At 69.4% G+C, this 18020-nt stretch carries 17 protein-coding genes; 16 read left to right on the top strand and 1 reads right to left on the bottom strand.

Annotation, left to right across the window (positions count from 1 at the left end):
* Nucleotides 1-100 precede the first annotated feature (100 nt).
* The 15 genes from pyrR (at nucleotide 101) to FFS72_RS03515 (ending at nucleotide 17032) form a co-directional block, all read left to right on the top strand.
* Nucleotides 101-700 carry a bifunctional pyr operon transcriptional regulator/uracil phosphoribosyltransferase PyrR gene (gene pyrR / locus FFS72_RS03585; protein WP_137872644.1) on the top strand — a complete coding sequence of 200 codons (600 nt, stop codon included), beginning with the start codon at nucleotides 101-103 and terminating at the stop codon, nucleotides 698-700.
* Nucleotides 697-1644 (top strand): aspartate carbamoyltransferase catalytic subunit, encoded by a 948-nt coding sequence (locus tag FFS72_RS03580; protein WP_137872643.1) that lies wholly within the window; start codon nucleotides 697-699, stop codon nucleotides 1642-1644. Before pyrR ends, FFS72_RS03580 begins: the two co-directional genes overlap by 4 nt.
* Nucleotides 1641-2954 (top strand): dihydroorotase, encoded by a 1314-nt coding sequence (locus tag FFS72_RS03575; protein ID WP_137872642.1) that lies wholly within the window; start codon nucleotides 1641-1643, stop codon nucleotides 2952-2954. The genes FFS72_RS03580 and FFS72_RS03575 overlap by 4 nt, the downstream gene beginning before the upstream one ends.
* Complete coding sequence (locus FFS72_RS03570; protein WP_137872641.1) at nucleotides 2951-3442, top strand: PH-like domain-containing protein; 492 nt, start codon at nucleotides 2951-2953, stop codon at nucleotides 3440-3442. Before FFS72_RS03575 ends, FFS72_RS03570 begins: the two co-directional genes overlap by 4 nt.
* Entirely contained in the window at nucleotides 3439-4605 is a 1167-nt protein-coding gene (gene carA / locus FFS72_RS03565; RefSeq protein ID WP_137872640.1) for a glutamine-hydrolyzing carbamoyl-phosphate synthase small subunit, read from the top strand. The genes FFS72_RS03570 and carA overlap by 4 nt, the downstream gene beginning before the upstream one ends.
* Nucleotides 4605-7943 carry a carbamoyl-phosphate synthase large subunit gene (gene carB, locus FFS72_RS03560; protein WP_137872639.1) on the top strand — a complete coding sequence of 1113 codons (3339 nt, stop codon included), beginning with the start codon at nucleotides 4605-4607 and terminating at the stop codon, nucleotides 7941-7943. The genes carA and carB overlap by 1 nt, the downstream gene beginning before the upstream one ends.
* Nucleotides 7940-8767, top strand: coding sequence for an orotidine-5'-phosphate decarboxylase (pyrF, locus tag FFS72_RS03555; RefSeq protein WP_137872638.1), 828 nt, complete (start codon nucleotides 7940-7942; stop codon nucleotides 8765-8767). Before carB ends, pyrF begins: the two co-directional genes overlap by 4 nt.
* A gap of 126 nt (nucleotides 8768-8893) precedes the next feature.
* Entirely contained in the window at nucleotides 8894-9214 is a 321-nt protein-coding gene (gene mihF, locus FFS72_RS03550) for an integration host factor, actinobacterial type (protein WP_050066004.1), read from the top strand.
* Between the two features lie 82 nt (nucleotides 9215-9296).
* Nucleotides 9297-9881 carry a guanylate kinase gene (gene gmk / locus FFS72_RS03545; RefSeq protein ID WP_502704070.1) on the top strand — a complete coding sequence of 195 codons (585 nt, stop codon included), beginning with the start codon at nucleotides 9297-9299 and terminating at the stop codon, nucleotides 9879-9881.
* A gap of 74 nt (nucleotides 9882-9955) precedes the next feature.
* The gene (gene rpoZ, locus FFS72_RS03540; RefSeq protein WP_050066003.1) at nucleotides 9956-10252 is read left to right on the top strand and encodes a DNA-directed RNA polymerase subunit omega; all 297 of its coding nucleotides are present in this window, start codon (nucleotides 9956-9958) and stop codon (nucleotides 10250-10252) included.
* A 34-nt stretch (nucleotides 10253-10286) separates the two neighbouring features.
* Nucleotides 10287-11600, top strand: coding sequence for a bifunctional phosphopantothenoylcysteine decarboxylase/phosphopantothenate--cysteine ligase CoaBC (coaBC, locus tag FFS72_RS03535; protein ID WP_171018543.1), 1314 nt, complete (start codon nucleotides 10287-10289; stop codon nucleotides 11598-11600).
* Between the two features lie 114 nt (nucleotides 11601-11714).
* The gene (metK, locus tag FFS72_RS03530) at nucleotides 11715-12929 is read left to right on the top strand and encodes a methionine adenosyltransferase (protein WP_137872636.1); all 1215 of its coding nucleotides are present in this window, start codon (nucleotides 11715-11717) and stop codon (nucleotides 12927-12929) included.
* 68 nt (nucleotides 12930-12997) lie between these two features.
* Complete coding sequence (locus FFS72_RS03525) at nucleotides 12998-15013, top strand: primosomal protein N' (RefSeq protein WP_212744314.1); 2016 nt, start codon at nucleotides 12998-13000, stop codon at nucleotides 15011-15013.
* 111 nt (nucleotides 15014-15124) lie between these two features.
* A complete protein-coding gene (locus FFS72_RS03520) occupies nucleotides 15125-15976 on the top strand; it encodes a PadR family transcriptional regulator (protein WP_249353092.1) in 852 nt (283 codons plus the stop codon).
* A gap of 60 nt (nucleotides 15977-16036) precedes the next feature.
* A complete protein-coding gene (locus tag FFS72_RS03515) occupies nucleotides 16037-17032 on the top strand; it encodes an esterase/lipase family protein (RefSeq protein ID WP_137872635.1) in 996 nt (331 codons plus the stop codon).
* Between the two features lie 25 nt (nucleotides 17033-17057).
* On the opposite strand, the gene FFS72_RS03510 is transcribed toward FFS72_RS03515, so the two are convergent.
* A complete protein-coding gene (locus FFS72_RS03510) occupies nucleotides 17058-17264 on the bottom strand; it encodes a hypothetical protein (RefSeq protein WP_050066244.1) in 207 nt (68 codons plus the stop codon).
* Nucleotides 17265-17506: 242 nt separating this feature from the next.
* On the opposite strand from FFS72_RS03510, the gene def reads away from it, so the two are divergent.
* A complete protein-coding gene (def, locus tag FFS72_RS03505) occupies nucleotides 17507-18019 on the top strand; it encodes a peptide deformylase (RefSeq protein WP_137872634.1) in 513 nt (170 codons plus the stop codon).
* Nucleotide 18020: the final 1 nt, after the last annotated feature.

Genomic DNA, 18020 nt, shown 5'->3' with positions numbered 1-18020 from the left:
ACCTCGCGCGGGTTCGGGTCGGCGGCACCACCGCTGATAGTCTGAGCACCGTCAGACATCCTTTAACGACCCGTCCCGAGAGGCGGAGAAGGAGGTCCATTTGTCCACGTCCGAACCGTCGGCCCATACGCCTCCCGTCAGGGAGTTGCTCTCCGCTGCCGACGTCGGTCGCACGATCGCCAGGATCGCGCACCAGGTCATCGAGAAGACCGCGCTCGACGCGGAAGCCGATCCGCCTCGCGTGGTGTTGATCGGAATCCCCACTCGCGGCACCACCCTCGCGCACCGCCTCGCGGTGAAGATCGAGGAGTTCTGCGGAGTCCGGCCCCAGGTCGGTTCTCTCGACATCACCCTGTATCGCGACGACCTGCGGACCAAGCCGCATCGGCCGCTCGAACGCACGTCCGTACCGGACGGCGGCGTCGACGGCACGCTCGTCGTCCTCGTCGACGACGTCCTGTTCTCCGGACGCTCGGTCCGCGCCGCGCTGGACGCGCTGCGCGACCTCGGGCGCCCCCGGGCCGTGCAGTTGGCGGTGCTCGTGGACCGCGGTCACCGCGAGCTCCCGTTGCGCGCCGACTACGTCGGCAAGAACGTGCCGACGGCACGCAGCGAAGACGTCCAGGTACTGCTCGAGGAGTACGACGGCCTCGACGCCGTCACCCTCAGCAGCGGAGAGAACGAGGAAACCGCACGGTGAAGCATCTGCTCTCGGTCACCGATCTCACGGCCGAGTCGGCCACCCGACTGCTCGACGACGCGGAACGGTTTCAGCAAGCCCTCCTCGGGCGCGAGGTCCGTAAGCTCCCGACCCTGCGTGGCCGCACGGTGATGACCGTGTTCTTCGAGAACTCCACCCGCACCCGTGTCTCGTTCGAGGTCGCGGGCAAGTGGATGAGTGCGGACGTGATCAACGTCAGCGCGTCGAGTTCGTCGGTGAGCAAGGGGGAGTCGCTGCGTGACACCGCGCTCACCCTGCACGCCGCCGGTGCGGACGCCTTGATCGTTCGTCATCCCGCCTCGGGTGCGGCGCACCGGATCGCGGAGTGGACCGGCGACGGCAACGGCGGCGGACCTGCCGTCATCAACGCGGGCGACGGCACGCACGAGCACCCCACCCAGGCCCTGCTCGACGCGTTGACGTTGCGTCAGCGCCTCGGGGACATCGCAGGCAAGCGGATTCTGATCGTCGGCGACATCCTCCACAGTCGGGTGGCGCGCTCGAACGCATTCCTGCTGTCGATGCTCGGCGCCGAGGTCGTGCTCGTCGCTCCGCCGACGCTGCTTCCGGTCGGAGTGTCCAGCTGGCCGGTGACGGTGTCGTACTCGCTCGATGCGGAACTGCCCGGCGCGGACGCGGTCCTGATGCTGCGGGTCCAGGCGGAGCGGATGAACGGTGGGTTCTTCCCGTCGCCGCGTGAGTACTCGATCACGTACGGGCTCAACGAGCGTCGGCTCGCGTTGCTGCCCGATCATGCCGCGGTTCTGCATCCCGGCCCGATGCTGCGCGGGATGGAGATTGCCTCTGCCGTCGCTGATTCACCGAAAACTGCAGTGTTGCAACAGGTTACGAATGGAGTTCATGTCCGCATGGCGGTGTTGTTCGGATTGTTGGTCGGTACCGAGGAAGGTGCAGCGCTGTGAGCAGTGACAACTCCCGCGGCGACGTGGTGATCCGCGGGGCGCGGATCTACGGCGAGGGTGAGCCGCAGGACGTTCTGATCTCCGGCGGCGAGATCCGTGAGATCGGCACCGGTCTGACCGCGCCCGACGGCTCGACCGTCATCGACGCCGCTGGTCAGGTTCTGCTGCCCGGCTTCGTGGACATGCACACCCACCTGCGCGAGCCCGGTCGCGAGGACACCGAGACCATCGAATCCGGTTCCGCCGCGGCCGCTCTCGGCGGCTACACCGCGGTGTTCGCCATGGCCAACACGAACCCGGTCGCCGACTCCGTCGTCGTCACCGACCACGTGTGGCGACGCGGCCAGGAGGTCGGCCTCGTCGACGTCCATCCGGTCGGCGCCGTCACCGTCGGTCTCGCGGGCAAGCAGCTCGCCGAGATGGCGACGATGGCCGCGGGCGTCGGGCAGGTCAAGATGTTCTCCGACGACGGACACTGCGTCGACGACCCGCTCATCATGCGCCGCGCACTCGAGTACTCCAGCGCGCTCGGTGTCCTCATCGCCCAGCACGCGGAGGAGCCGCGCCTGACCGTCGGCGCGGTCGCGCACGAGGGCCCGACCGCGGCCCGCCTCGGGCTCGGCGGCTGGCCCCGCGCAGCGGAGGAGTCGATCGTCGCCCGCGACGCGCTGCTCGCGCGTGACGCCGGGGCGCGGGTGCACATCTGCCATGCGTCCACCGCGGGCACCGTCGAGTTGCTGAAGTGGGCCAAGGGCCAGGGCATCTCGATCACCGCCGAGGTGACACCGCACCACCTGCTGCTCGACGACTCACGGCTCGAGACCTACGACGGCGTCAACCGGGTCAACCCGCCGCTGCGGGAACGTTCCGACGTGGAGGCGCTGCGTGTCGCGCTCTCCGAGGGCACCGTCGACTGCGTCGGCACCGACCACGCCCCGCACGCCGAGCAGGACAAGTGCTGCGAGTTCGCGCAGGCCCGGCCCGGCATGCTCGGGCTGGAAACGGCCCTCGCGATCATCGCGCAGACGATGGTCGAGACCGGTCTCCTGGACTGGCGCGGCGTCGCGAAGGTGATGAGCGAGCGGCCCGCCGAAATCGTCGGACTGCCCGACCAGGGTCGTCCGATCGCGGTCGGCGAGCCGGCGAATCTGACGCTGGTCGACCCGAGCCGGGAATGGACCGTCCACGGCCCCGAACTGGCGTCGATCGCGAACAACACGCCGTTCGAGTCGATGACGTTCGGCGCGAAGGTCACCGCGACGCTGCTGCGCGGTCGGGTGACCGTGCTTGGCGGGGAGGTGCAGCGATGAGCTGGGACCGGGTCTGGCTGACCGCCGGCTTCGTCCTCGTGTGGGTGCTGCTGGTCGCGCTGATGTACTGGGGCTGGAAGGGCCGCGCCAAGCGCCAGCAGGACCAGGTCGGGGAGTTGCCCGCCGTCCCCACGGACCTCGGAGCCCAGCTGATCGCACCGAGCACGGGACTGTACGTGGGCAGCACGCTCGCACCGAGCTGGCAGAACCGGATCGCCGTCGGTGACCTCGGTCACCGCGCGAACTGCGATCTCGCCCGCTACGAACACGGAATCCTGATGGAACGGGACGGCGAGTCCCCGATCTGGATCCCGAACGAATCGATCCGCGCCATCCGCACCGAGCGGGGACTCGCGGGCAAGGTCATGACGAAGGACGGAGTCCTGGTGATCCGGTGGGAGCTGCCCGCCGGTACGGAGATCGACACCGGATTCCGTGGAGACGACAAGAGTGTGTACCCGATCTGGGTGAACGGAGAGAAAGCGTGAGCATCGTGCAAGCAGGGCCCGCGGCCCTCGTCCTCGAGGACGGACGGATCTTCCGAGGCGTCGAATTCGGCGCCGTCGGACAGACTCTGGGCGAGGCGGTGTTCTCGACCGGTATGACCGGCTACCAGGAGACCCTCACCGACCCCAGCTACCACCGGCAGATCGTGGTCGCCACCGCGCCGCAGATCGGCAACACCGGCTGGAACGGTGAGGACGGCGAGGCGCTCTCGGCCGGCCGCCAGGCCTCCGGCGACTCGAACAAGATCTGGGTCGCGGGCTATGTGGTTCGGGACCCGTCCCGCACGACGTCGAGCTGGCGGGCCACCGGGTCGCTGCAGGACGAGCTGGTCGCGCAGGGCGTCGTCGGCATCGCCGGCATCGACACCCGCGCCCTGGTGCGGCACCTGCGTACACGCGGTTCGATGCGCGCGGGCGTCTTCTCCGGCTCCGCGCTGGGCGACGACGCGTCGATGCTCGCCGCGGTGAAGGGTCAGCCGTCGATGCTCGGCGCCGACCTGGCGCGCGAGGTCAGCACCGACTCCGGCTATGTCATCGAGCCGATCGGCGGCGAGGCGCGGTTCACCGTCGCCGCCATCGACCTCGGCATCAAGACCAACACCCCGCGCATGTTCGCGCAGCGGGGCATCCGGGTGCACGTGCTGCCCTCGACGACGAGCCTCGAGCAGATCCTCGACCTCGGTGCCGACGGCGTGTTCCTGTCCAACGGCCCCGGCGACCCGGCGACCGCGGACGGTGCGGTGCACCTGACGAAGGAGGTCCTGGGCCAGGGGCTTCCGCTGTTCGGCATCTGCTTCGGTAACCAGATCCTCGGGCGTGCGCTCGGCCTGAGTACCTACAAGATGAAGTTCGGCCATCGCGGCATCAACATCCCGGTCGTCGAGCACGAGACCGGACGCATCGCGATCACCGCGCAGAACCACGGGTTCGCCCTCGAAGGCGAGGCGGGCCAGGAGTTCGACACCCCGTTCGGTCGCGCACAGGTCAGCCACACCTGCGCCAACGACGGTGCGGTCGAAGGTGTCCGTCTGCTCGACGGATCCGCCTTCTCCGTGCAGTACCACCCGGAGGCCGCGGCCGGTCCGCACGACGCCGCATACCTGTTCGACCGCTTCACCAGCCTGCTCGAAGGAGCCAAGAAGTAATGCCACGCCGCACAGATCTTCAGCACATCCTGGTGATCGGTTCGGGACCGATCGTCATCGGCCAGGCCTGCGAGTTCGACTACTCGGGCACCCAGGCGTGCCGCGTCCTGCGCGAGGAGGGCCTGCGAGTCTCGCTGGTCAACTCCAACCCGGCGACGATCATGACGGACCCCGAGTTCGCGGACGCCACCTACGTCGAGCCGATCACCGCCGAGTTCGTCGAGAAGGTCATCGCCCGGGAAGCCGAGCAGGGCCACAAGATCGACGCCGTGCTCGCCACCCTCGGTGGGCAGACCGCCCTGAACACCGCTGTTGCGCTGCACGAGCAGGGCATCCTCGAGAAGTACGACGTCGAGCTGATCGGCGCCGACTTCGACGCCATCCAGCGCGGCGAGGACCGGCAGAAGTTCAAGGACATCGTCGCGAAGGTCGGCGGCGAGTCCGCGCGCTCGCGGGTCTGCTTCACGATGGAGGAGGTGCACGACACGGTCGCCGAGCTCGGCTACCCGGTGGTCGTGCGGCCCTCGTTCACGATGGGCGGCCTCGGTTCCGGCATGGCGTACGACGTCGACGACCTCAACCGGATCGCGGGCGGCGGCCTGGCCGCCTCGCCCACCGCGAACGTCCTGATCGAGGAGTCCATCCTCGGCTGGAAGGAATACGAACTCGAGCTGATGCGCGACGGCCGCGACAACGTGGTCATCGTCTGCTCGATCGAGAACGTCGACCCGGTCGGTGTGCACACCGGCGACTCGGTGACCGTGGCCCCGGCCATGACGCTCACCGACCGCGAGTACCAGAAGATGCGCGATCTCTCGATCGACATCCTGCGTGAGGTCGGTGTCGACACCGGTGGCTGCAACATCCAGTTCGCGATGGACCCGACCGACGGCCGCCTGGTCGTCATCGAGATGAACCCGCGCGTGTCCCGTTCGTCGGCGCTGGCGTCGAAGGCGACCGGCTACCCGATCGCGAAGATGGCCGCGAAGCTGGCCATCGGCTACACCCTCGACGAGATCGTCAACGACATCACGAAGGAGACGCCTGCCTGCTTCGAGCCGACGCTCGACTATGTGGTCGTCAAGGCTCCGCGGTTCGCGTTCGAGAAGTTCCCGGGTGCCGACGGCACGCTGACCACGACGATGAAGTCGGTCGGCGAGGCCATGTCCATCGGCCGCAACTTCACCGAGGCGTTCGGCAAGGTCATGCGCTCGCTGGAGACCAAGCGGGCCGGTTACTGGACGGGTCCCGAGGTCGAGGCCGAGAGCCTGGAGGCGCTGCTGGCCGACCTGTCGGTCCCGCAGGACGGCCGCATGTACGGCATCGAGAAGGCGTTCGCGCTCGGCGCCACCGTCGAGCAGCTCTTCGAGGCCACGAAGATCGATCCCTGGTTCCTCGACCAGTTCCAGCAGATTCACGAGCTCGGCGAGCAGATCCGCGCGGCCGAGAACCTGGACGAGCTGACGCTGCGGCAGGCCAAGTACCACGGCCTGTCCGACCGGCAGATCGCGGCGCTGCGTCCCTCGCAGTTCGCGGACGAGGACGCCGTCCGGGCGCTGCGTGACGAGCTGAAGGTGCACCCGGTCTACAAGACCGTCGACACCTGCGCCGCCGAGTTCGAGGCCAAGACCCCGTACCACTACTCGACGTACGAGCTGGACCCGAACGCGGAGACGGAGGTCGCCGAGCAGCGCGATCGCCCGAAGGTCCTCATCCTCGGTTCCGGTCCGAACCGCATCGGCCAGGGCATCGAGTTCGACTACTCGTGCGTGCACGCCGCGCTGACGCTGTCCGAGGCCGGGTACGAGACGGTCATGGTCAACTGCAACCCGGAGACCGTCTCCACCGACTACGACACCGCCGACCGGCTGTACTTCGAGCCGCTCACCTTCGAGGACGTCCTCGAGGTGTACCGCGCGGAGTCGGCGTCCGGAACGGTCGCGGGTGTCATCGTCCAGCTCGGCGGACAGACGCCGCTGGGTCTGGCGAAGCGCCTCAAGGCGGCGGGTGTCCCGATCGTCGGAACCAGCCCCGAAGCCATCGACCTGGCCGAGGACCGCGGCGAGTTCGGGCGCGTCCTGACCGAGGCGGGCCTGCCCGCGCCGAAGTTCGGCACCGCCACCACCTTCGACGGCGCTCGTGAGATCGCCGCCGGAATCGGATACCCCGTGCTGGTGCGCCCGTCCTACGTGCTCGGCGGCCGCGGCATGGAGATCGTCTACGACGAGGCCTCGCTGCAGGACTACATCTCCCGCGCGACGGAGATCTCCGACGATCGTCCGGTCCTGGTCGACCGGTTCCTCGACGACGCCGTCGAGATCGACGTGGACGCGCTGTGCGACGGCACCGAGGTGTACCTCGGCGGCGTGATGGAACACATCGAGGAGGCCGGCATCCACTCCGGCGACTCGGCGTGTGCGCTGCCGCCGATCACGCTCGGACGCGCCGACCTCGAGAACGTGCGCCGGTCCACCGAAGCGCTGGCGAAGGGCATCGGCGTCAAGGGCCTGCTCAACGTCCAGTACGCGCTCAAGGACGACATCCTGTACGTCCTCGAGGCGAACCCCCGCGCGTCCCGCACGGTGCCGTTCGTGTCGAAGGCGACGGCGGTGCAGCTCGCGAAGGCGTGCGCCCGCGTGATGCTGGGCGAGTCGATCGCGGACCTGCGGGCCGCGGGCATCCTGCCCGAGTCCGGGGACGGCCTCGACGCGCCGATGACCGCCCCGATCGCGGTCAAGGAGGCGGTGCTGCCGTTCAACCGCTTCCGCCGCGCGGACGGTACCGGGATCGACACCCTCCTGAGCCCCGAGATGAAGTCGACGGGCGAGGTCATGGGTATCGACAAGGACTTCGGTACCGCGTTCGCGAAGAGCCAGACCGCCGCCTACGGGTCGCTGCCGACCAGCGGGAAGGTCTTCGTCTCGGTCGCCAACAAGGACAAGCGGTCGCTGCTGTTCCCGGTCAAGCGGCTCGCGGACCTCGGGTTCTCGATCCTCGCGACCGAGGGCACGGCGGATGTGCTGCGGCGCAACGGCATTCCCTGCGAGACGGTGCACAAGGCGTCCGGTGAGGTGCTGCCCGAGGGTGCGGTGACCATCGTCGACCAGATCAAGGCCGGCGAGGTCGACATGGTGATCAACACGCCGTACGGCAACTCGGGTCCGCGTGTCGACGGCTACGAGATCCGCGCGGCGGCGGTGTCGGCGAGCATCCCGTGCATCACCACGGTCCAGGGCGCCTCCGCGGCCGTCCAGGGCATCGAGGCGGGAATTCGCGGCGACATCGGCGTCCGGTCCCTGCAGGACCTGCATGCAGTGCTGCGGGAGCCCGCCTCGTGAGTTCCGATCGCTGGGGTGACCGGCTCCGGACCGCGGTCCGGAGCCGGGGCAGGCTGTGTGTCGGCATCGACCCGCATCCGCCTCTCCTCGACGCGTGGGGCCTGCCGAGGACGGCCGAGGGTCTCGCGGCATTCGCCGACATCTGCGTCGAGGCGTTCGCGGGCGAGGTCGCCCTCGTGAAGCCTCAGGTGGCGTTCTTCGAGGCGTACGGCGCGGCCGGGTTCGCCGTCCTGGAGCGCACCATCGCGGCGCTCCGGGACGCCGGGACGCTCGTCGTCGCGGACGCCAAGCGCGGGGACATCGGCTCGACGATGTCCGCGTACGCGCAGGCGTGGCTGGGGGAGGGCTCACCGCTCGTCTCGGACGCGGTGACGGTGTCTCCGTACCTGGGCTTCGGTGCCCTCGATCCGGCCGTGACGTTGGCGGGTGAGACCGGCAGGGGCTTGTTCGCGCTGGCCCGCACCTCGAACCCGGAGGGCGGCGGACTGCAGCAGTCCGTGACGTCCGGCGGGCCCTCGGTGGCGCAGTCCATCGTCGATGCGGCGGTGGCACAGAACCGTGACGGCAACGACACGATCGGCCTGGTAGTGGGTGCGACACGCGGTCACGGCCTCGATCTGTCCGAGTTCACCGGCCCGATCCTGGCGCCGGGACTCGGTGCGCAGGGCGCCACCGTGCGTGATCTCGCCGACATTTTCGAGGGTTCGCGAGAGTTGTTGTTGCCCAACACATCTCGTGACGTTCTGCGGTCGGGTCCGTCCGTTTCGGCTCTGCGCGAGGCGGCCGTGCGGGTCCGTGACGAGGTCGAGACCGGCCTCGCATAGCCGACGCGTTTTGCCGCCTCGGGTCGGGGGGTGGGTTCGCAATCGTCGCCCGGCGTGAGTACGGTCGCTATCGCCCCTGGTTATCCGGGGGTTGTAGGCATTTGCACACGACGAGACGGAGGAACCGTGGCCCTTCCCCAGTTGACCGATGAGCAGCGTGCTGCTGCTTTGGAGAAGGCGGCTGCCGCCCGTAAGGCCCGGGCTGAGCTCAAGGAGCGCCTCAAGCGCGGCGGCACCGACCTCAAGCAGGTCCTCAAGGACGCCGAGAATGACGAGATCCTGGGCAAGATGAAGGTGTCCGCCCTGCTCGAGGCCCTGCCCAAGGTGGGCAAGGTCAAGGCGCAGGAGATCATGACCGAGCTGGAGATCGCTCCGACCCGCCGCCTGCGTGGCCTCGGCGATCGTCAGCGCAAGGCGCTGCTGACCAGGTTCGATTTCGAGGCCTGAGTCGCAGGTGGCTGACGCACACAACGTGTCAGACCGCGAGACCACCACGCCGCGAGCGAAGGGGAGTGCATCCTCTCAGCCCGTGGCGGGGGACGACGCAGTGCGGAGGGGCCGGCTGGTGGTACTGGCCGGCCCCTCCGCCGTCGGTAAGTCGACTGTCGTGCGCATGCTGCACGAACGGCTCCCCGACCTGGTCTTCAGCGTGTCTGCAACGACAAGGGATCCCCGCCCGGGTGAGGTGGACGGCCGTGACTACCGGTTCGTCACGCCCGCCGAGTTCGATCGGATGATCGACGCCGGTGAGCTCCTCGAATGGGCCGAGATCCACGGCGGACTCCAGCGGTCCGGCACGCCGGCCGCGCCGGTCGAGGCCGCGCTCGCCGCCGGACATCCCGTCCTGGTCGAGGTCGACCTGGCCGGAGCCCGCGCGGTGCGGGCCGCGATGCCGGAGGCGGTACTCGTGTTCCTCGCCCCGCCGAGCTGGGAGGAACTGGTGTCGCGGCTGACGTCGCGAGGCACCGAATCCGAGGACGTGGTGGCCCGCAGGCTGGAGACCGCGCGGGTCGAACTCGCCGCCAAGGACGAGTTCGACGAGGTCGTCGTCAACATCGACGTCGACCGAGCCTGCGACGACTTGGTATCCTTGTTGGTCGGCGACCAGCACTGATCGCCGTTGTCGCAGATAACGACCAGTTCAGCTCGATTTTCTCAACCGCTCGACCAACCGTAGGAGACTCGCCAGTGAGCGCAACCACCGCAGTCGCGACCGATCGTCACGGAATCCCGGCGTATGACACGCCGCTGGGTATCACCAACCCGCCGATCGACGAGCTGCTCGAGCGCACCTCCTCGAAGTACGCGCTGGTGATCTACGCGGCCAAGCGCGCGCGTCAGATCAACGACTACTACAACCAGCTCGGCGACGGCATCCTCGAGTACGTCGGCCCGCTGGTCGAGCCGGGCCTCCAGGAGAAGCCGCTGTCGATCGCCATGCGCGAGATCCACTCGGACCTGCTCGAGCACACCGAGGGCGAGTGACCCACTCCGTAATCACCCGGAACGCCCCGATACTGTGGCGTCCGTGACGGATTCGCTTACCGATACCGCCGGTTCACCACGACGCATCGTCGTCGGGGTGGGCGGCGGTATCGCCGCATACAAGGCCTGTTCGATCATCCGTGGCTTCACGGAGGCCGGGCACCACGTCCGGGTGGTTCCCACCGAGTCGGCGCTCGAGTTCGTCGGTCGCGCCACCTTCGAGGCGTTGTCCGGGAACCCGGTGCAGACCGGCGTCTTCACGGATGTGCCGCAGGTGCCGCACGTGCGGCTCGGGCAGGAAGCCGACCTTCTGGTCATCGCGCCTGCCACGGCCGACCTGATGGCGCGTGCCGCGCACGGCCGCGCCGACGACCTGCTCACCGCGACCCTGCTGACCGCGCGCTGTCCGGTGCTGTTCGCGCCCGCGATGCACACCGAGATGTGGGAGCACCCCGCAACGGTCGACAACGTCGCGACCCTGCGGTCGCGGGGCATCGTCGTGATCGAACCGGCCTCCGGCAGGCTCACCGGCAAGGACACCGGCGCAGGCCGCCTGCCCGAGCCCGACGAGATCCTCGGACTGGCGAACCTGCTCCTGGAGCGGGCCGACGGACTGCCGCGTGACCTGGAGGGGCGGCGGATCGTCGTGTCGGCAGGCGGAACGCGGGAACCGCTCGACCCCGTACGCTTCCTGGGCAACCGCAGTTCCGGCAAGCAGGGCTACGCGATCGCACGCCTCGCCGCGCAACGCGGCGCCCAGGTGACCCTCGTCGCCGGCTACACCGCCGAACTGGCCGACCCGGCCGCGGTCGACGTCGTCCGGGTGAAGACGGCGCGGGACATGAAGGTCGCGGTCGACGCGATCGCGCCGACCGCCGACGCCGTGGTGATGGCCGCGGCCGTGGCCGATTTCCGGCCCACCACACTTGCCGCGTCCAAGATCAAGAAGGGCGCCGACGAGCCGGACGTCGTCCCGCTGACCCGCAACGACGACATCCTCGCGGGCCTGGTGCGGGCCCGCGCCGACGGCTCGCTGCCCGCCGCGACACGCATCGTCGGATTCGCCGCGGAAACCGGCGACGCCAACGGCAGCGTCCTCGACCACGCCCGCGAGAAGTTCGCGCGCAAGGGCTGCGACCTGCTGGTCGTCAACGCGGTCGGCGACGGCAAGGCGTTCGAGGTGGACAGCAACGACGGATGGCTGTTGTCGGCGGACGGTTCCGAGCATGCGCTGGCCCACGGATCCAAGGCCCTGATGGCGAGTCGGGTGCTCGACGCCGTCGCGGACCTGCTGTCCGACGATTCCCCGGGTGTGCGAGCGGGTGCCGGGCACACCGGAAGCTCGTAGTGTGGGTGTGACGGCGATCGCATCGCGAACGCCGTGATCCTAAGTGTTCTTATCTGCCGTACCAGGCATTAATGTTCGTGTGCGATACATCATCAGTTGGCGAGAGGGAGATCTGTGAGCAAGTCCGGTAGTCGGCTATTCACCAGCGAGTCTGTGACCGAGGGGCACCCGGACAAGATCTGTGACGCGATCAGCGACTCCATTCTCGACGCACTGCTCGAGCAGGACCCCCGCAGCCGCGTCGCCGTCGAGACACTGGTGACGACCGGACAGGTCCACGTCGCGGGTGAGGTCACCACCTCGGCGTACGCCGACATCCCCAAGATCGTGCGCGACAAGGTCCTCGAGATCGGTTACGACTCGTCGGCCAAGGGATTCGACGGCAACTCCTGCGGTGTCAACATCGCGATCGGTGCGCAGTCGCCGGAGATCGCGCAGGGTGTCGACCACTCGCACGAGGCTCGCGTGGAGGGCAGCTCGGACGACGACATCGATCGTCAGGGCGCCGGCGACCAGGGTCTGATGTTCGGCTACGCCTGCACCGACACCCCGGAACTGATGCCGCTGCCGATCGCGCTCGCACACCGGCTCTCCCGTCGTCTCACCGAGGTCCGCAAGTCCGGCGTCCTGCCCTACCTGCGTCCGGACGGCAAGACCCAGGTCACCATCGAGTACGACGGCGACAAGGCCGTTCGCCTCGACACCGTCGTCGTGTCCACGCAGCACGCCGCGGACATCGACCTCGACAACCTGCTCACCCCGGACATCCGCGAGAAGGTGCTCGGCTCGGTGCTCGCCGAGATCGACGTGCCGTCGCTGGACACGTCCGACGTCCGACTGCTCGTCAACCCCACCGGCAAGTTCGTGCTCGGTGGTCCGATGGGTGACGCGGGCCTGACCGGTCGCAAGATCATCGTCGACACCTACGGCGGCATGGCTCGTCACGGTGGTGGCGCGTTCTCCGGCAAGGATCCGTCGAAGGTGGACCGTTCCGCGGCGTACGCGATGCGCTGGGTGGCGAAGAACGCCGTCGCCGCGGGTCTGGCCGACCGCATCGAGGTGCAGGTCGCGTACGCCATCGGCAAGGCCGCCCCTGTCGGTCTGTTCGTGGAGACGTTCGGCACCGAGAAGACCGATCCGGCCCGCATCCAGTCGGCGATCTCCGAGATCTTCGACCTGCGTCCCGGCGCGATCATCCGCGACCTCGACCTGCTGCGCCCGATCTACGCGCAGACGGCGGCGTACGGCCACTTCGGCCGCACCGACATCGACCTGCCGTGGGAGCACACGGACCGCGCCGAGAAGCTGCGCGCGGCCGCCGGGCTCTAGGTGATCCATCGGCCGAGCCGCTCACCGTTGTCGGTGGGCGGCTCGTGTCGTTCGGGCCGGTGGGTCGCGTGACGGCCGCCCGTGAGGCCGCGTCCACGCTGCCGGTCGCGCGGGTGTTGCCGATCCTGCCGGTGGCGCACCTGGACCGCGAGTTCGACTACCTGGTTCCTCTGGAGTTGGACGAGCAGGCCCAGCCGGGGGTTCGGGTGCGGATTCGGTTCTCGGGACGGCTCGTCGACGGGTTCCTGCTCGAACGCATCCAGACGAGCGAGCATCCCGGCAAGCTGGGCTGGCTCGAACGGGTGGTGTCGTCCGAGCCGGTGCTGACCGCCGAGGTCGCGACGCTGGTCGACGCCGTCGCCGCCCGGTACGCGGGAACACGTGCGGACGTGCTGCGGCTGGCCGTCCCGCCGCGGCACGCGCGCGTGGAGGCGGAGGCGGCGCCGGAGCCGGCGGTGGCCACCGCCGATCCGGACGTGTCGGCATGGTCCGCCTACCGTTACGGCGACAGTTTCGTGTCCGCGCTGGTCGACGGTCGATCGCCGCGCGCGGTGTGGCAGGCACTGCCTGGGGAGGACTGGCCGACCCGCATCGGCGAACTCGCCGCGGTGGTGGCGCGTCGCGGACGATCCACCGTGATCGTCGTCCCGGACCAGAAGGACCTCGACCGCGTCGCCTCGGCGTGCGCGGCCGTTCTCGGCGACGACCTGGTCGTTCCGCTTGCCGCGGGACTGGGTCCCGCGATGCGGTATCGACGTTGGCTGGCGGCGCTCCGCGGCACGGCGAAGGTGGTCGTCGGCACCCGCGCATCGGTGTTCGCCCCCGTCCCCGACCTGGGTCTGATCGTCGTCTGGGACGACGGCGACGACCTGCACGCCGAACCGCGTGCGCCGTACCCGCACGCCCGCGAGGTCGCGCTGCTGCGCGCGCACGGGACCGGTGCGGCCGCCGTCATCGGGTCGCATTCGCGCACGGTCGAGGCGCAGGCCCTCGTCGAGTCGGGGTGGGCGAGCGACCTCGTCGCGGATCGGCCGGTGGTGCGGTCCCGCGCGCCGCAGGTGACGGCGCTCGCCGACAGCGACCACGCACTGGCCCGCGATCCCGGTGCCCGTGCGGCGAGGCTGCCGGGGATCGCGTTCACCGCGGCCCGTGAGGCCCTCGCGGCGGGTACCGGCGTCCTGGTCCAGGTTCCGCGCCGCGGCTACGTCCCGTCGCTGGCGTGTGGGAAGTGCCGCGCGCCCGCGCGCTGCCGACGCTGCAACGGCCCGCTCGCGCTGCCGTCGGCGGCCGGGCCCGACGGTGCAGGTACGCCCAGCTGTCGCTGGTGCGGTGTCGCGGATGCCACACATCGGTGCAACGTCTGCGGCTCGCGGCAGCTGCGCGCGGTGGTCGTCGGGGCGGGTCGAACCGCGGAGGAGTTGGGGCGGGCGTTCCCCGGCGTCCCGGTGCGGATGTCGGGTGGCGGTGACGTACTGACGGACGTGAAACCCGGTGCGGCGCTGGTCGTCTCGACTGTCGGCGCCGAACCCGTGATGCAGGGTGGCTACGGCGCCGCGCTGCTGCTCGACGGGTGGGCGCTGCTCGGGCGTGCCGACCTGCGAGCCGAGGAGGAGACGCTGCGCCGCTGGATGACGGCGGGTGCTCTCGTCCGGCCCGCGTCTTCAGGCGGCAGGGTGGTTGTCGTCGCCGACTCGGGCATCCCGGCCGTGCAGGCCCTGGTGCGCTGGGATCCTGTGGGGGCGGCGAGGATTCAGCTTGCGCAGCGCGCCGAGGTGCACTTTCCGCCGACCGTGCACATGGCGGCGGTCGACGGCACCCGCGCGGCGATCGACGCGTTCCTCGGGGCCGCCGTGTTGCCCGCGGACGCCGAGAAGCTGGGTCCCGTCCCGCTTCCGGCGGGGGAGCGGATGCCGTTCGGTGGCGAGGGTCCGGAGCCCGACGAGGTGGAACGCATGCTGGTGCGGGTGCCGCGCGAATCGGGTGCCGCACTGTCGCGGGCGCTGCGCGAGGCGCAGTCGAGCCGGGCGGCGCGCAAGGAGTCCGGGCCTCTGCGCGTGCAGATCGACCCGCTCCGGATCGGCTGACGCGCCCGCCGAGCAGCGAACACAACTGTGATGTCCAGAACCATCCTTGTCGTAGACCTATTGTCGATATATCGTTGAGTGTGTCGATAACGATATGAAGGGAACGACATCATGGACAACATTCAGCGAGACATGAACGCGCGTGGCCGCCGCAGGCGCCCCGGTCGGATCGGCCGTGACGGCCACCGCGAGGACATCGGTCCGGACGGCGGCGGTGACGCGGGTCGAGGCGAATCCGGGCGTCAAGGAGCGGACTTCGGTCCGCGAGGCGACTACGGGCCGCGTGGCGACTACGGACCGCGCGGGGACTTCGGTCCGCGTGGCGACTACGGCCCGCGTGGCGACTACGGCCCGCGCGGTGACTTCGGCCCTCGTGGCGATTACGGTCCGCGCGGCGACTACGGCCCGGGCGCGGGGCGGCGGTCCCGGGGTCCGGTCGAGGACCGGCTCGGGCGCGGTCGCGGCAGAGGGGGCAGGGGACGCCGCGGCGACGTCCGGTCGGCGGTGCTCCTGCTGCTCGGCGAGCAGCCGATGCACGGCTACGAGCTGATCCAGCGCATCGCGGAACGCAGCAGCGGGGTCTGGAAGCCGAGCCCCGGGTCCATCTACCCGGCGCTCTCCCAACTGGAGGACGAGGGCCTCGTTCTCATCGAGAAGGTGGACGGACGCAAGACGGCCCGGCTCACCGACGCGGGCGTCACCTATGTCGAGGAGCATCGCGACGAACTCGGCAACCCGTGGGACGAGATCAGAGCCTCTGTCGGCAGGCCGGCGCAGGAACTGCGTGGACTGATGAACCAGTTGACCGGAGCGGTCCGGCAGGTCGCCTCCGTTGGCACCATCGATCAGGCCAGGGCTGCGGGCGAGGTGCTGACCGGGGCGAAACGTGCGATCTACCGAATTCTTGCCGACGAACCGGGCGGCACGAACGACGGCACCGGCGTTTCTGACGGAACACAGTGACGAATCGGCGTTCACCTGCAACGATGATGAGCCTTGTTCACGTCGGTCGGGGGATGCGCCATGAGGTTCTCGGAAACGCTGGGGGGCGCACTGGTGTGCGCGGCGGTGCTGGCGGCGGTGTCCACGAGCAGCGCCGGTGCGCTTCCGACGGGTAGCGCGGGGTCGTCGGTCGACGAATCGGTATCGGTGTCCCACGTTCCGCAACTGCCGGGGCCGGTGCAGACCACGCACGCGAACGCCGCCGACTATGCCGAGGCGCATCCCGGGAGCGTCCCGCCCGGCACCAACGACTTCGGGTGCCGACCCACCCCGCAGCACCCCAATCCGGTCGTGCTCGCCCACGGTAGCGACTCCAGCACCTACTCGGACTGGGCCGCGATCGCGCCCCGACTTCGTGACGCCGGGTACTGCGTGTTCGCCCTCGACTTCGGCGCCGCACCCGGTGCCACGTCGTACGGCAACGAGGACATGTACCTGAGTGCCGAGCAGATCGCCGACTTCGTTGGCCGCGTCCTCCGCGAAACCGGTGCTGCGAAGGTCGATCTCGTCGGGTTCTCCCAGGGCGCGACCGTCGCGCGGTACTTCGTCAACGATCTCGGCGGCGCGTCCGTCGTCGACAAGTGGATCGGAATCGCGTCACCCAGCTACGGCGGCATCTTCTACGGGCTGGTGCCCGCCGCGGATGCGATCCCCGGCGGACGCGACATCGTGAGCCTGTTCACCACGGTGGCCGTCGCGCAGCAGGCGCAGGGCTCGGACTTCCTCGCCGACCTCAACGGGAACGGCGACACCGTGCCCGGCGTCCGGTACACCACGATCGGGACCCGCTACGACGAGATGATCCAGCCGTACACGAACATCGCGCTGCGGGGGCCTGGCGCCACGAACATCCTGATCCAGGATCGCTGCCCGCAGAACATGACCGGCCACATGAACATGGTCTATGACGAGTACACCATCGGACTCACGCTGCAGGCACTCGATCCGACGGCGCCCGACCCCGTCTGCCGTCCGGTGCCACTGGGCACGGGAATGCTCGGCATGGTCGGGCGGTGACGGGGTCGAGCGATGTCGGGAGTCGTCAGTCGGCGAGTGCCGCGAACCCCTGCGCCCATCGGAAGTACTTGTTGGTGCCGAGGTCGGCGACCGTCTTGATGCCGAACGCCGCCGCGAGATGGTCGGCGTCGCTCTCGCTCACCCCCTGAAGCGCGGAGACGGGGGCCTTCGCGATCTCCTCGATCGACTTGCCTTCCCATGCCTTGTCGAGCTTGTTGTCCGTACCTGCCATGTCGACCTCCGTGTGTGTTCGGTGGTACTCGGGCGTGCGCGCGGTCGGGCCGCGCGACAGCAGCAAGTCTGGCAACGAAGTGCGGCGGAACGCGCGGGTACAGGCCGAGGTTTGCGAAACCGTTGCATCGGCGACACCCTCTGCGCCGGTCCGAGGCAGGCGTTGCCGCCTGTGGTCGGGGACGGGACGCCACTTCCCTAGACTGTTCTGGACCGTCGCATCGACTTCCCGGGAGCAGCCCAGTGAGTGTTCAGCCTGTTCGCCTCTTCGGCGACCCCGTCCTGCGGACCCGTGCGGACGAGGTGGTCGAGTTCGATCGGGAGCTGGAGCAGCTGGTCACGGACCTGGTGGACACCATGCGCGAGCACGAGGGTGCAGGCATCGCGGCCCCACAGATCGGTGTGTCTCTGCGAGTGTTCGCGTACGACTGCGGCGACATGTTCGGGCACGTCGTGAACCCGACCTACGAGGTCGTCGGCGACGACGTGCAGGTGGGCACCGAGGGCTGCCTGTCGATTCCCGGGGTGCGCGCGGACATCCGGCGGGCGACGACCGTTCGCGTCAGCGGCGTCGACATGCACGGCGAACCGGTGTCCTTCGAGTGCACCGACATCATGGCCCGCTGCGTCCAGCACGAGACGGACCATCTGGACGGGGTGCTGTTCCTGTCGCGGATGGAACCGGCCGACCGGAAGTCCGCGATGCGCACACTTCGCGACGCTCCCTGGCTCGGCGCGGATGCGGGGGTGCGCTGAC

The sequence above is a fragment of the Rhodococcus sp. Q genome, assembly GCF_005503035.1.
Taxonomy (GTDB): Bacteria; Actinomycetota; Actinomycetes; order Mycobacteriales; family Mycobacteriaceae; genus Rhodococcus_G.
The sequence above is the reverse complement of the archived record's forward strand: the minus strand, read 5'-3'. Positions and strand labels throughout refer to the sequence as shown.

Excerpts from the sequence above, each read along its gene's own strand:
- carB (WP_137872639.1), top strand. The coding sequence starts at position 4,605 with ATGCCACGCCGCACAGATCTTCAGCACATCCTGGTGATCGGTTCGGGA.
- FFS72_RS03570 (WP_137872641.1), top strand. The coding sequence starts at position 2,951 with ATGAGCTGGGACCGGGTCTGGCTGACCGCCGGCTTCGTCCTCGTGTGG.
- FFS72_RS03510 (WP_050066244.1), bottom strand. The coding sequence starts at position 17,264 with ATGGCAGGTACGGACAACAAGCTCGACAAGGCATGGGAAGGCAAGTCG.
- FFS72_RS03520 (WP_249353092.1), top strand. The coding sequence starts at position 15,125 with ATGGACAACATTCAGCGAGACATGAACGCGCGTGGCCGCCGCAGGCGC.
- FFS72_RS03515 (WP_137872635.1), top strand. The coding sequence starts at position 16,037 with ATGAGGTTCTCGGAAACGCTGGGGGGCGCACTGGTGTGCGCGGCGGTG.